At 66.5% G+C, this 13,762-nt stretch carries 15 protein-coding genes; 14 read left to right on the top strand and 1 reads right to left on the bottom strand.

Translation table 11 applies throughout. The features are described 5' to 3' along the window. The first annotated feature begins 352 nt into the window (after positions 1-352). Positions 353-631, top strand: a complete 279-nt coding sequence (locus E6K79_08395; protein ID TMQ64102.1) for an integration host factor subunit beta — start codon at positions 353-355, stop codon at positions 629-631. A gap of 143 nt (positions 632-774) precedes the next feature. On the opposite strand, the gene E6K79_08390 is transcribed toward E6K79_08395, so the two are convergent. Next, entirely contained in the window at positions 775-1,479 is a 705-nt protein-coding gene (locus E6K79_08390; protein ID TMQ64101.1) for a zinc metallopeptidase, read from the bottom strand. Between E6K79_08390 and E6K79_08385 the strand changes: the two genes are divergently transcribed. From E6K79_08385 to E6K79_08325, 13 genes are all read left to right on the top strand, one after another. Next, the gene (locus E6K79_08385) at positions 1,469-1,756 is read left to right on the top strand and encodes a hypothetical protein (protein TMQ64100.1); all 288 of its coding nucleotides are present in this window, start codon (positions 1,469-1,471) and stop codon (positions 1,754-1,756) included. The two genes, E6K79_08390 and E6K79_08385, sit on opposite strands and share 11 nt — an antisense overlap. Before the next feature lie 9 nt (positions 1,757-1,765). Continuing rightward, the gene (locus E6K79_08380) at positions 1,766-2,680 is read left to right on the top strand and encodes an aminotransferase class I/II-fold pyridoxal phosphate-dependent enzyme (GenBank protein TMQ64099.1); all 915 of its coding nucleotides are present in this window, start codon (positions 1,766-1,768) and stop codon (positions 2,678-2,680) included. Continuing rightward, positions 2,677-3,444: a 16S rRNA (cytidine(1402)-2'-O)-methyltransferase gene (gene rsmI / locus E6K79_08375; protein ID TMQ64098.1), complete on the top strand. Its 768-nt coding sequence runs from the start codon at positions 2,677-2,679 to the stop codon at positions 3,442-3,444. Before E6K79_08380 ends, rsmI begins: the two co-directional genes overlap by 4 nt. Further along, on the top strand, positions 3,441-4,094 hold the full coding sequence (locus E6K79_08370; GenBank protein ID TMQ64097.1) for a CDP-alcohol phosphatidyltransferase family protein: 654 nt from the start codon (positions 3,441-3,443) through the stop codon (positions 4,092-4,094). Before rsmI ends, E6K79_08370 begins: the two co-directional genes overlap by 4 nt. A gap of 83 nt (positions 4,095-4,177) precedes the next feature. Next, complete coding sequence (locus E6K79_08365; protein TMQ64096.1) at positions 4,178-5,341, top strand: inositol-3-phosphate synthase; 1,164 nt, start codon at positions 4,178-4,180, stop codon at positions 5,339-5,341. 19 nt (positions 5,342-5,360) lie between these two features. Further along, entirely contained in the window at positions 5,361-6,014 is a 654-nt protein-coding gene (gene tmk, locus E6K79_08360) for a dTMP kinase (protein ID TMQ64095.1), read from the top strand. 7 nt (positions 6,015-6,021) lie between these two features. Further along, on the top strand, positions 6,022-7,662 hold the full coding sequence (locus tag E6K79_08355; protein TMQ64094.1) for a S41 family peptidase: 1,641 nt from the start codon (positions 6,022-6,024) through the stop codon (positions 7,660-7,662). Positions 7,663-7,665: 3 nt separating this feature from the next. Next, the gene (gene dusB, locus E6K79_08350) at positions 7,666-8,742 is read left to right on the top strand and encodes a tRNA dihydrouridine synthase DusB (GenBank protein TMQ64093.1); all 1,077 of its coding nucleotides are present in this window, start codon (positions 7,666-7,668) and stop codon (positions 8,740-8,742) included. Beyond that, entirely contained in the window at positions 8,720-9,496 is a 777-nt protein-coding gene (gene larB / locus E6K79_08345) for a nickel pincer cofactor biosynthesis protein LarB (protein TMQ64092.1), read from the top strand. The genes dusB and larB overlap by 23 nt, the downstream gene beginning before the upstream one ends. Beyond that, complete coding sequence (gene larC, locus E6K79_08340) at positions 9,429-10,700, top strand: nickel pincer cofactor biosynthesis protein LarC (GenBank protein TMQ64091.1); 1,272 nt, start codon at positions 9,429-9,431, stop codon at positions 10,698-10,700. Before larB ends, larC begins: the two co-directional genes overlap by 68 nt. After that, complete coding sequence (locus E6K79_08335) at positions 10,697-12,436, top strand: ATP-binding cassette domain-containing protein (GenBank protein TMQ64090.1); 1,740 nt, start codon at positions 10,697-10,699, stop codon at positions 12,434-12,436. Before larC ends, E6K79_08335 begins: the two co-directional genes overlap by 4 nt. Beyond that, positions 12,424-12,879 (top strand): nuclear transport factor 2 family protein, encoded by a 456-nt coding sequence (locus E6K79_08330; GenBank protein ID TMQ64089.1) that lies wholly within the window; start codon positions 12,424-12,426, stop codon positions 12,877-12,879. Before E6K79_08335 ends, E6K79_08330 begins: the two co-directional genes overlap by 13 nt. Before the next feature lie 39 nt (positions 12,880-12,918). Continuing rightward, a partial coding sequence (locus E6K79_08325) for a hypothetical protein (GenBank protein ID TMQ64088.1) occupies positions 12,919-13,762 on the top strand: 844 nt, incomplete at its 3' end.

Genomic DNA, 13,762 nt, shown 5'->3' with positions numbered 1-13,762 from the left:
GGGGGCTCCCGGGTTCGTGATCTGATTTCTATTCAGGCAATGGCCGTGCCACGGAATCTCCAGTCAGGGAATCGATGGTCGATTGCAACTAATTTACGTCAAACATCTTACGCCATCGCATCCACGCAATCCCGTCGCATTCTGCGAAGCGGGTCTTCCCGAGAGCGAGCTGCAGCGTCCCGCATTGCAGGCACGGGCGAAGGCCGGAACCCTTAGCAGGAAAAAGCCTTGACAGCTTCGATGCGGGGTCTATAGTCCGCACTCGCGCGCCGCTTTGTGCTTATGTTCAATGACAGCGCAAGCTTATGGCGTCCGCGGCGCGAACGCAGTTGGAGCACGCCAGGAGGGGCTGATGACCAAGGCAGATATCGTCGATGAAATTGCCGAGCGGACCGGCTTGACGAAGAAGGATGTCGCGGACACCGTCGATCAATTCCTCGACGCGGTTTCCAGGGCCCTCGCGTCGGGCAAGCATATCGAAATCCGCGGCTTTGGGACCTTCAAGGTAAAGGACCGGAAGTCTCGCTTGGCTCGAAATCCGCGCACCGGCGAGTCGGTTCCCGTTCCGCCGCGCCGGGTGCCAGTCTTCAAGGTCTCCAAGGAACTGAAAGACATCGTCGCCCAGATCTAGGAATCGCCCGGCCGGTGCCCCCTCCGCACACGGCCCCCGGCGCTCTCCGACTGGCGCGCAAAGATCCAACGCCCAATATGAAATGGGACGTCCCTGCGGACGTCCCATCGTGCTATTCGGATCAGCCCTCGGTGAGCGGAGCGCTAGTTCCGGCGATCCCTCAAGATCAGGAGCCGGACCAGCTGCAGCACCGCGGCGGCGGCCGCGGCGACGTAAGTCAGCGCCGCCGCGTCGAGCACCTTCTTCGCCCCGACCTGCTCCTCCTGAGCGAGGATTCCGAGCTGGTTCAGCTGCACCATGGCCCTTCGGCTGGCGTCGAACTCCACCGGGAGCGTCACGAGCTGGAACAGGACACCGATCGAGAAGAGCGCGATCCCCACATCGATCAGGCTCACGCCGCCGATCCGGACTCCCGGGATGAAAAACAGACCGATGAGCAGGATCGGCCAGGCCAGCATCGTTCCGATGTTGGCGACCGGGAAGATGGCCGTCCGAAACTTGAGCGGCGCGAAGCCTTGCGCATGCTGGATGACGTGGCCGATCTCGTGCGCCGCGACGCTGATCGCAGCGAGCGACGGCTCGGAGTAGTTGTGGGGAGAGAGCGAGACCGTCTTGTGGATCGGATCGTAATGGTCGGAAAGGAGCCCCTGACCCTGCTCGATCTGGACGTCGGTGATCCCGTTTTGACGGAGGATGGCCTCCGCGACCTCCCGGCCGCTTCGGCGGCTGGAAGCCGGGATCTTGCTGAACTTGGCGTAGGTCGATTGAACCTTCGTCTGTGCGTAGAAGGCAAAAATCATAGCCGGGATCAGAAGCACCATCGTCGGATCCCAGAACATGAAGGGCATTTACGTTCCTCCTTGGGGCGTATCGATTTGGGGGCGGCTCGCCTCTCCCCTATACTGCTTCGCCCGGGGAAAGTTTCGAAATCCGCTCCTTGTTGAGATTAGCACCCTGGCGCCAGGGATTCAATCGAACGAGGCCTTTCTGACAACGAGTTACGTCGATCTTCGCAGCGACACGGTCACCCGGCCGACTCCCGCGATGCGCCATGCGATGGCGGAAGCGGAGGTGGGGGACGATGTCTTCCACGACGATCCGACGGTCCGCCTCCTCGAGGAGTAGACCGCCGCCGTGCTCGGAAAGGAGGCGTCGCTCTTCGTCCCGAGCGGGTGCATGGGGAACGAGGTCTCGGTCTCGATTCAGACGAAACGGGGCGACGCGATCCTGCTCCACAGGGACAGCCACCTCGTTCTGACCGAGGCCGCGGCGATCACCGAGCTCCTGGGCCGGAAGTATCATCGGATCGACGGGGATCGGGGGCGGATGCAGCCGGAGGAAGTTTCAGCGACGCTCGCGGCATCTGCGGCGGGCCCCGGCACGATCGCGATGGTGGAGGTGGAAAACACGGTCAACTGGGGCAACGGCTCGATCTACCCGCTCCCGCAGCTCGAGGCGATCGGGAAGGCGGCCCATGGGCGGGGCCTCCCGGTCCATCTCGACGGAGCCAGGCTTTGGAACGCGAGCGCCGCGACCGGGATCTCGCTTTCGACCTATGCCGCGGTCGCGGACACGGTGATGGTTTGCTACTCGAAGGGGCTGGGCGCGCCGATCGGGTCCGCGATCGCCGGCACCAAAGCGGCCGTCCAGGAAGCGCGCCTCGCGCGGAAGATGTTCGGCGGAGGGATGCGGCAAGTCGGCGTCGTCGCCGCCGCCGCGCTCCATGGGCTGAAATACCATCGCGATCGGCTCCCCGAAGATCACCGCCGCGCCCGCAGCCTCGCAGAGGCGATCGCCGCCACCCCTGGGCTTTGCCTCGATCCTCGGGAGATCGAGACCAACATCGTGATCGCGCAGATCGAGGAGCCCCATGACCGCATCCACGCGTTCGTGGCGGCGGTGGAGTCCGAAGGCGTGCGGCTGACCCCTTTCGGAGGCCCGGGCCGCTTCCGCGCCGTCACGCACATGGACGTCGACGACGCCGGGATCGAGCGCGCCATTGCCGCGATCCGCCGTGCCGCCGCGTCCGTGCTAAAGGCCCAGCCTTGAGCGACGAGCCGGTCCCGGGCACGCTCTACCTAGTTGGTACGCCGATCGGGAACGTGGAAGACCTCTCCCCGCGGGCGCGAAAGATCCTCGGCGCCGTCGATCTCATCGCGGCCGAAGATACGCGCCACACGCGCGCGCTTCTGTCACGCTTCGACATTCACCGGCCTCTGGTCTCTTACCACGATCACAACAAGGAGTCGCGCACGCCGGAGTTGGTCACGCGCCTTAGGGAAGGTGCCTCGGTCGCGATCGTCTCCGACGCCGGCTCCCCCGGGATCTCGGATCCGGCCTTCACGCTGGTCCGCGCTGCGGTCTTGGCGGAGGCACCCGTCGTGCCGATCCCGGGTCCCTCGAGCGCGCTCTGCGCGCTGGAGGTCTCGGGTCTTCCGACCGACCGATTCGCGTTCGAAGGGTTCCTCCCGCGGCGGAGCGGCCGGCGGCGCGCGCGCATCGAGGAGTTGCGCGGCGAGCCCCGGACCATCATCTTCTTCGAGTCCCCGCACCGGCTCTCGGGGGCGATCCGGGATCTCCTGGAGGTTCTCGGGGATCGGCCCGCTTCGATCTCGCGGGAGTTGACGAAGAAGTTCGAGGAGACGAGGCGCGGCACGCTCGCGTCCCTGCTCGGGTGGATTGAGTCGAAGCCGCCCCGCGGCGAGTTCGTGCTGGTGGTGGCAGGCCGCGGCCGGGGCGGGGACCCCGGGCCCGACAGCTCCGACGGAGTCGAGGAAGAACCGGAAGACGGGGACGAGGAGGAGGACGAATGATGGACGGCTGGAAGGACCGCGCCCGTACACTCTTTGTTCCGCTCGCGAAGACCTTGGCGAGGCGGGGCGTCCAACCCGACCACCTGACCTATCTCGGGCTCATCCTCTCGCTCCTGGCGGCCCTCCTTCTCGGGCGCGGCGATTTCCTGAGCGCCGCTTTCGTGATCGGGCTGGCCGGGCTCTGCGACATCCTCGACGGGGACGTGGCGCGCGAGACCGGTAAGGTCACCCCGTTCGGCGCGTTCCTGGACTCGACCCTCGACCGCCTGGGCGAGGGGGCGCTTTACGCGGGCCTCGCGAACTACTACTACACACGCACGCGGGGAGGCGTCCTCTGGATCCAGAGCGAGTTCCGCGCGGAGGGACAGTGGGGCGATGCCGACGGCAACACGCTCGCGGTCATGGCCCTCGCGACCCTGATTCTCTCCTTCCTCGTCTCCTACACGCGGGCCAGGGCCGAAGGGCTCGGACTGGAGTGCAAGGTGGGCCTGATGGAGCGCCCGGAGCGGATGCTAACCCTAGCGGCCGGAGCGCTTTTGGGGCACCGATTCATGCCGGGAATCCTCGGGATTCTCTTCCTATTAACGCTCGTCACCGTCATTCAGCGCGTGTATCATGTCCATCGCTTGACTCACTCGAAGTCTGCCTGACATAAGGGTGCGTGGGACGATGTTCGGGGTCCCGCCCTTCGCTTCCTTCCCGGCTTAACCCGTCAACGGAGGATCGAACTCAGATGGGCAAGATTCGCGTCGGCATCATCGGGGTCGGCAACTGCGCCTCCTCGTTCGTCCAGGGGGTGCACTACTACAGGAATGCGAAGGAGACCGACTTCGTCCCGGGGCTGATGCACGTCAACCTCGGGGGCTACCACATCCGCGACATCGAATTCAGCGCGGCGATCGACATCGACAAGAACAAGGTCGGCCGCGACCTGGCCGAGGCGATCTATACGTGGCCCAACAACACCTACAAGTTCTCCGACGTTCCGCGCCTGGGCGTTCCGGTGGCGCGCGGGATGACCCACGACGGGATGGGCCAGTACCTGTCGAAGATCATCCACAAGGCCCCCGGGTCGACGGCCGACATCGTGCGGCTCTTGAAGGAGACGAAGACCGACGTCGTGATCAACTACCTTCCCGTGGGGAGCGAAGAGGCGACGAAGTGGTACGTGGAGCAGATCTTGGAAGCGGGCTGCGCGTTCGTGAACGCGATCCCGGTCTTCATCGCCCGCGAGAAGTATTGGCAGCGCCGCTTCGAGCAGAAGAAGCTGCCGGTGATCGGCGACGACATCAAGTCGCAGGTCGGGGCGACGATCGTCCACCGCGTGATGACTCGCCTCTTCCGCGAGCGGGGCGTGCGCCTCGAGCGGACCAGCCAGCTCAACGTCGGCGGAAACACCGACTTCCTCAACATGCTCGAGCGCTCGCGCCTGGAGTCGAAGAAGATCTCGAAGACGAACGCGGTCACCTCGATGCTCGACTACGACATCGGCGAGAAGAACGTGCACATTGGCCCGAGCGACTACGTCGAGTGGCTCGACGACCGCAAGTGGGCCTACATCCGGCTGGAGGGGCGGACCTTCGGGGACGTGCCGCTCAACGTGGAGATGAAGCTCGAAGTCTGGGATTCGCCGAACTCGGCGGGCGTCATCATCGACGCCGTGCGCTGCGCCAAGCTGGCGCTCGACAACGGGCTTTCCGGCGCCCTGATCGGGCCATCGGCCTACTTCAAGAAGTCGCCGCCCGTTCAGTATCCGGACGACGTCGCGCGACAGATGGTCGAGGAGTTCATTGAAAAATACGGCTCGAAGCGCCCGCGCGCCGCGAAAGCGGAGAAGACCAAGCGAATCGCGGGTCCACGCAGCGGGCTGAAACGCGCCGCGCGCCGCAGCGCCTGATCCGGGGCCACGGCCGAGCGTGCAGCGTCTCCTCCTGACCCTGGAGGGGATCGAGGGTTCGGGGAAGTCCACCCAGGCCCAGCGTCTCAAGGCATTCCTCGATTCGCGCGGAATTCCTTCGATCCTGACCCGGGAGCCGGGCGGCTCGCCGCTCGGGGAGCGGATCCGTGAGATGATCCTGACCCCCGGCAAGGAGCCGCTCACGCCGGAGGCCGAGGTTCTGCTCTTTCTCGCGGCGCGGGCACAGCACGTGCGTAGGATTATCGGCCCCGCGCTGGACAAGGGCGAGGTCGTGATCTGCGATCGATTTACCGACGCCACGCTCGCCTACCAGGGTGGAAACGGCACGATATCGGACGAGCTCCTGCGATCGCTGAACCGCTGGGCGACTGGAGCTATCAGCCCCACAAGGACTTACCTGATCGATGTCCCTGTCGATGTAGGGCTCGCTCGGGCGAAGCGTCGGAGAGCCCAGTCGGCACCGGACCGTTTCGAGTCGGAGGGCGCCCCGTTCTTTGAGGCCGTTCGGAAGCGATACTTGGAAATCGCACGTTCAGAATCGGAACGATTTGTCGTTCTTAGGGGTACGGATCCGGAGGAGGTAGTCGCGCATCAAATCCAGAAGGACGTCGACTCGCTGTTGAGCGGCCGGACTCACAACCCATCGAGGTAAACCGCAAATGAACCGAAGGCAACTCTTCGCGGTCGTCATACTCGTCACAGCGTTGGTGGCCGGAACTTGGGCCGTGGGGCGGGTACAGGAATCGACCGACAACACCTACGCGAACATCGAGCGGTTCATTCAGGTCCTGACCAAGGTCCGGGACCACTACGTCGAAGCCGTCACGACGGACAAGCTGATGGATTCGGCGATCCGCGGGATGCTCCGCACGCTCGATCCCTATTCGCAGTACCTGGACAAGGAAGAGGCCGAGCGTCTGGAGACGACGACGCACGGCTCCTTCGGCGGGATCGGAATCTCGATTGGAATTCGAGACGGCTGGGTCACCGTGATCTCGCCGATCGAAGGGACCCCGGCGTGGCGCGCGGGGATCCAGGGCGGCGACAGGATCATCAAGATCGATGGCGTGTCGAGCGAGGGGCTCTCGCTGGATGACGCGATGAAGAAGATGCGCGGCGAGCGGGGCACCAAGGTCGAGCTATCGATCTTCCGCGAAGGGCGCGACAAGCCGATGGACTTCACCATCACCCGCGACATCATCCAGATCAAGAGCGTGCCGTACGCCGGCCTCCTCTCGAGCGGCGTCGGCTATATCCGCCTCTCGAACTTCTCCGAGCGGAGCCGCGAGGAGATTGACGCTGCGATCGCCAAGATCGAGAAGCAGAACCCGCGCGGTCTGATTTTGGATCTCCGGTACAACCCGGGCGGGCTCCTCTCGCAGGCCGTCGAGGTCTCCGAGGAGTTCACGCCGCGCGGCAAGAAGATCGTTTATACCCGCGGCCGCGACGCCACGCAGAACCGCGACTTCTTCTCCTCGGCGGACAACCCGCACACCTCCTACCCGCTCGTGATCCTCGTCAATCAGTGGACGGCGAGCGCCTCGGAGATCGTGTCGGGAGCCATTCAGGATCTCGACCTCGGTGTCGTGGTCGGCCGCACCACCTTCGGCAAGGGGCTCGTCCAGACCGTCATCCCGCTCACGCGTAGCGTGCGTGGTCCCAAGCTCAAGCTCACGACCGCCAAGTACTACACGCCGAGCGGCCGCTGCATTCAAAAGGAAGAGCAGCTCAAGGACGGCGCCCTGGCCGAGGAGGACGACGCCGACTCTCCGAGCACGGCGGCGCTCCCCGACTCGCTGAAGCCGAAGAAGGCGCTCCCCGAGTACAAGACCGAGATGGGCAGGACCGTCTACGGCGGCGGCGGGATTTTCCCCGACCTCGAGCTGGACGACGTCAAGTACCCGCACTTGATCGAGGATCTCGAATCGAAGCAGCTCTTCTTCAAGTACGCGGTCCGGTACGCGGTGAAGCACAAGGAAGCGCCGGCCAACTACGCGATCACCCCCGCGATGCGGGACGAGTTCGGGGTACTCCTAAAGGCGGAGAAGTTCACGTACAGCCCGGATTCGCTGGCGGCCGCGCAGCACTTCGTGGATACCGGGATGCGACGCGAGTTGGCGCGACGCTACGTGGGAGACGAAGAGGCCTACCGCGTCGCTCTGGAAGACGACGAGCAGGTGAGGCAGGCCGCGGCGCTCTTCGACAAGGCGGCGACGTTGCCGAAGCTCCTCACCTTGGCGACGGAGATGACCAAGGCGAAGGCGGTGGTCAATCAGGGCAGGGGCGTCGACGTCCGGTAGTTCATGCAAGCCGGTCCGATCCGTCTTGAGGGGAGGGTCCTCCTCTCACCGCTCTGCGGCGTGACCGACTCTCCGTTCCGGATGCTCGCCCGGAAGCACGGCGCCGCGATGGTCTTCTGCGAGATGACCTCGTCGGACGGGCTCGTCCGGAAAAATCCCAAGACATTCGAGCTGCTCCACTATCGGCCTGAAGAGAGGCCGATCGGGGCGCAGCTTTGCGGCTCCGATCCCAGCGTGATGGCCGAGGCGGCGCGCATGGTTGCGGACTTGGGCTTCGACACGATCGATCTCAACTACGGCTGCCCCGTCCGGAAGGTGATCGCGCGGGACGCGGGCGCGGCCATGCTCACGGACATGGAGCGCCTGGAACGAGTCACCTCCGCGGTCGTGAACGCGGTGTCGCTCCCGGTGACCGCCAAGATCCGGATCGGGTGGGATCAGAACTCCACAAACGCCCCCGAGGTGGCGGGCGTGCTGGAGCGCGCCGGCGTCCGCTGGATCGCGGTACACGCGCGCGCCCGCTCCGAGAAGTTCGGGGGAAAGGCGCACTGGGACGTCATCGCGCGCGTCAAGGAGGCGACGGGGCTCCCGGTGATCGGGAACGGCGACGTGAAGACACCTGAAGACGCGCAGCGGATGATTCAGGAAACCGGGTGCGACGGCGTGATGGTGGGACGCGGTTCGTTCGGAAACCCGTGGCTCTTCGAGCGCGCGCAGCGGCTCCTGGACGGCGGCGATGCCGGGCCCGAGCCGACACCGCGGGAGAGGATCGAGACGGCGGTGACCCATCTCCACGATCTCGCGCGGAAGAAGGGCGACTACGCCTCGATCCTCATGCGCAAGCACATCGCCTGGTACGTCCGAGGCCTCTACGACAACTCGACGCTTTGCCGCGAGATCAACCACGCGAAGACGCCCGCCGAGACCGAAGCGCTCCTCTGGAGCTACCTCGAAAAGCTCGAGAGCGCGCCCACGCCGTACGCGCCGGTCCTCGACGCCGCCGACGCGGACGCGGGCGGGGAAGACGGCGAAGCGAATGGGACCGCGACCGAGTTGAATGGATCCTGCGCGTCTCCGTAAAATTCTAACGAGCGTGCGGCGCGGGCGGATGAGCACGCGCGAAGCCCTCGAATCGCTTGCCCGCCTGCCGTTCGAAACGGTCGGTCCCGCCCTGGTCGACCACCACAGAAGCCTTCGGCAACACCTTCCCGAAGTCATCCTCTGCGAGGGGAAAACCGTGCGTCAGTGCGTCACGATCGCGCGCGCGATCGCGCGGCGGAGCGGCCGCTGCCTGGCGACCCGCGTGAAGCAGGGGCAGGCGGAGGCGCTCATCGAGGAGTTCGGGGATCGGGCCGTGTGGAAGGAAGAGGCGCGGGCGGTCGTGATCGAGCGCGCCGCGCGGCGGAAGGTCGGGCGCGGAGGATCGGTCCTCGTGGTCAGCGCGGGGACCTCGGACCTTCCGGTCGCCGAAGAGGCCGCCGTGACGCTCGAATTCATGGGAGTGCCCGTCAGCCGGGTGTACGATGCGGGGGTGGCGGGGATCCACCGGCTGCTCGCCCACGTCCGTGCGCTTCGGAAGGCGTCGGCGGTGGTCGTGGTCGCGGGGATGGAAGGGGCGCTCGCCAGCGTGGTGGGGGGGATGACCGACCGCCCGGTTATCGCCGTCCCGACGAGCGTGGGCTACGGGGCCTCCTACGGGGGGCTCGCGGCCCTCCTGGCGATGCTCAACGCCTGCGCCGCGGGGGTCACGGTCGTGAACATCGACAATGGCTTCGGCGCCGGCTACGCCGCCGGCGTCATCGCGCGCCAGTCGCGCGCGCGGAGACGCGGATGAAGCGGCACAGGGGTTGTCGCGGATGAACATCATCTACTTCGATTGCGTGTCGGGGGCCTCGGGGGACATGATCCTGGGCTCCCTCGTCGCGCTCGGAGCGCCGCTTCCGGAGATCGACCGGCGGCTCAGGGCGCTCCCGCTCGACGGCTTCACGCTCGGCGAGAAGCGCGTGGAACGCCACGGCTTCGAGGCGTTCCAGCTTAAGGTCGAGACGCGCGAGACGAAAGCCCACCGCCATTTCACCGAAATCCGCGGATTGCTCGAGGGGGCCAAGCTGCCCGACCGCGTCCTCGCGCGGGCTCTCGGCACGTTCGAGATCCTCGGGCGCGCCGAGGCCGAGGCGCACCAGGTGCCGCTCGAGAAGGTCCACTTCCACGAGGTCGGGGCGATCGACGCGATCGTCGACATCGTCGGCACCGCGTGGGCGCTGGAACTTCTCGGCGTCGAGCGGTGCTACGCGTCGGTCATTCCGCAGGGCCGCGGCTTCGTTCGGGCCGCCCACGGCGTTCTCCCGATCCCCGCGCCCGCGACCCTCCGGATCCTGGAAGGGGTGGCGGTCCGGACGACCGAGATCGAGGCCGAGCTGACGACCCCCACGGGAGCCGCGCTCCTGCGCGCTCTCTGCGAGACGATCGGAGAGCCGGTCGGAATCCGGCCCCGGAAGACCGGCGTCGCGACGGGCACCATGGACATCAAAGAATTCCCGAACGTCCTTCGCGCGATCCTGGGCGAGCCGCTTGTCGGCGAGGGGGCCGGCTCGGTGGAGGTGCTCGAGACCACGATCGACGACATGAACCCGCAGCTCTACGGCCACCTGACCGAAGCCCTCTTCGAGAGCGGCGCGGCGGAGGTCTTCCTGACCCCGGTGCAGATGAAGAAGGGGCGGCCCGGCGTGCTGGTGACCGCCCTCTGCGATCCCCGCCGCGCCCCCGCGGTGGTCGAGCGGCTCTTCGCGGAGTCCTCGACGATCGGGGTCCGCGTGAGGCGGGAGGGCCGGATCGAGCTGAGGCGGTCGATCCGGGACGTGGAAACGCCCCTCGGCCGGGTGCGCGTCAAGACGATCGCGCTTCCCTCGGGGGAGGAACGGAGCGTTCCCGAGTACGACGACCTGAGGCGCATCGCCCACGCGACCGGCAGGCCGCTCATCGAGATCATGGAGGAGGTCCGCGCCCACCTTCTCGAGGGCGCCCGGTCGCCGACGTGATCCGGCTGGATGCGGTTTCGGCCACCGTGCCGGGGGCATCCGCCCATGACGCGCCGCGCCAGATCCTCCGCGATGTAACCGCCGAGTTCCGCCCGGGCGAGAGCCATCTCATCCTCGGGCCGAACGGCTCCGGCAAGACCACGCTGATCCGATTGCTTGCGGGCTTTCATCCGCCGGCTTCCGGGCGCGTCCTGCTCGGCGGCGCGCCGATCGAGCGGGGCCGCGACGCGCCTTCCCTCTGGCCGCGCGTCGCGGTCCTCTTCGAGGAGCCTGATCCCCAGTTCCTCACCGACTCCGTCGAGGCCGAGATCGCCTTCGGGCTGGAGTCGCTCGCGTTGCCGCCGGAGGAGATCCGCGCGCGCACGGCCGAGGTTGTCGAGGCGTACGGTCTGGCGGGGTTCGAGGCCCGCGCGCCGCAAGCGCTGAGCGCCGGGGAGAAGGCGCGGACCCTCCTGGCGGCCGTGATGGCGGCGAAGCCGCAAGTCCTCCTGCTCGATCAGTCGTTGGCGCACCTGGATCCCGGAAGCAGGCGCGAGCTGGAGCGGCGCTTGGTCGAGGACGCGCAATCCGGCCGGTTCACCCTCGTTCGCACGCATCAGGATGCGGACGCTCCTTATCCCTGCGAGCGTTTACATCTGATCGCGGGCACACGACTCGTGGACCCGACGGCCTTATCGCCGCAAACCGTCCTCGATGCGACGGACGTACCCTACCCGCTCGCGATGCGCGCGTCGGCGCTGCTCGCGCTTGATCGGTTGTGGAGCGGACCGTTGGCCATCGATTTGACCTCGCTCACGACCGGGCTCGCGACGCTCCGCCCCCGCGAGGGTGCCGGAGTCGCGCCCCCGCCGGTCCCGGCGCAGGATTTCAGGGCTCGAGATGCCGCGCTCGAGCTCCGCGACGTCGCGTACGCGCCAAGGGGCCACGGTGGAAGGAGCCCCCTGATCGCTGGCGTCGGTCTCCGGGTGGGCATGGGCGAGGTCGTCGCCCTCGTCGGCGTGAGCGGCTCGGGGAAGAGCACGCTCTTGAAGCTCGCGGCAGGCTTGTTGGATCCGACCTCGGGATCGATCCATAGGCCGGCGACGGGGAACGGGCGCGAACGGCCCACCGCGCTCGCGCTCGAGTACCCCGAGCGCCAGCTCTTCGGCCGCACGGTGGAGGAGGACGTGACCGCGATTCTCTGGGTCGACGGCGTGCCCGCGGAGGAGCGCCGGGCCCGCGGGCGCGAAGCGATGGAGCTGGTTGGCCTTCGTCACGAACCGTTCGCCTCGCGTGTTCCCATGACGTTGAGCGAGGGCGAGAAACGCCGCGTCGCGCTCGCCTCCCTTCTCGCCGAGCCCCCGCGCGTGCTGCTCCTCGATGAGCCGACGGCCGGACTCGATCCTGAGGGAAGGCGCGCCCTCGCGGGGGTGGTGCGCGGCTTGAACGGGCGGGGGCACGCCATCCTCATGGCGAGCCACGACCTCGATTTTGCTTCCGCGGTCGCGGATCGGATCGTTCTGCTCGGGCGCGAACCGGGGGAACCGGGTAGGATTCTGGGAGAGGGGTATCCGCCCGCGATATGGGATGACCGGGCGCTCTTGGGCCGCGCGTATCTCCCCGCGCCCGATTTCGTTGACATGGAACGGGCGCTCCGTGGCCCCGCGATTCCCGCGTTCGGCCCGGCGCGGGATTCGGAGTCGTTGCTGCAGGCGCTCGCGCGCGCCTTGAAAGGAGTGGTCTCATGCGCTTCCTGATTCCAGCGTTCGTCGCCGCCGGCATCGCCCTAACGATCGTCTCCGCGGACGCGAAGACGAAGCCCGATCCACGGAGCCAGGTCTTCGCGGCGGAGAGCACCTTCGCCGCCACGATGGCGGCTCGCGACCTCAAGGCATTCGGGACCTATGTGGCGCCGGACGCGGTCTTCTTCGGTCGTCGCGGCGTGATGCGCGGCAACGCGGCCGTCGTCGAAGGGTGGAAGCCACTCTTCGATGGACCCAAGGCACCGTTCTCCTGGCGGCCGGAGGTCGTCGAGGTGCTCGACTCCGGGAAGCTCGCCCACAGCAGCGGTCCGGTGATGGATCCCGACGGCAAGCTGATCGGGACGTTCAACTCGGTGTGGCGCCTCGAGCCCGACGGCCGCTGGCGGGTGGTCTTCGACAAGGGCTGCTCCGTCTGTGATAGCACGCACGCGGAGTAGCGGCCCGAGTGAAACGGTAAAGAGAGGAGAAGAGCACCCATGAAAACTCCAATCCAAGGTTTCGCACCCCTACTCGGTATCGCCATCGGCCTGGCGGGAGTCGCCTTCACGGCTCCGGCCGCGGCCGCGGACCACGCCCAGTTGGAGCAATACCGCGACACCGGGCGTGGGGTTCAGACCTCGGCATTCGGCACCTACGTTCACAAGGGCGAGCTCGTGGTATATCCCTCCTTCTCGCACACCATCGATCACAACCGCGAATATCAACCCGACATGTTCGGCGTGGGCGGGGACGTCGACTATCGAGGCAAGTTCTGGAGCTCCGAGACGGGGGTCATGGTGAGCTACGGCTGGACCGATTGGCTCGCGCTCGAATTCACCACCGCCTACATGACCGCCTCCCTCGAGAAGGATCCCAGCGATACGTACGCGACGCCGGCCAAGACCAAGGAATCGGGCCTCGGCGATGTCGAGGGGCAGATCCGCGTGCGCTGCCTGAAGGAGAAAGCGAGCCTGCCCGAGCTCTTCGCTTACCTAGAGGTGACCGCCCCAACGCAGCAGAGCAAAGTGCTGATCGGCGATGAGAAATGGGACGTCAAGCCAGGGTTCGGTTTTGCGAGAGGCTTTTCTTGGGGCACGCTCACGATTCGCACGACCGGCGAGTACAATCAAAGCGAATCGAAGCCGGATCTCGGAGAGACCTCCATCGAGTATCTCAAGCGACTCTCGCCTTCCCTGCAAATGTTCGTCGGATTCGAAGGGGGTGAAGGGGGTCCGCTCGACGAATGGCATGTGGTCTCGGATCTGCAGTTGCGGCTCTCGAAACTGGTTTCCCTCAAGATCGACAACACGGTCGGAGTCATGTCGAAGTCGAACGATTGGG

It is taken from the genome of Candidatus Eisenbacteria bacterium, from assembly GCA_005893305.1.
Lineage (GTDB): Bacteria > Eisenbacteria > RBG-16-71-46 > SZUA-252 > SZUA-252 > WS-9.
Note: the sequence above shows the minus strand (reverse complement) of the source record. Positions and strands in the feature narration are given on the sequence as shown.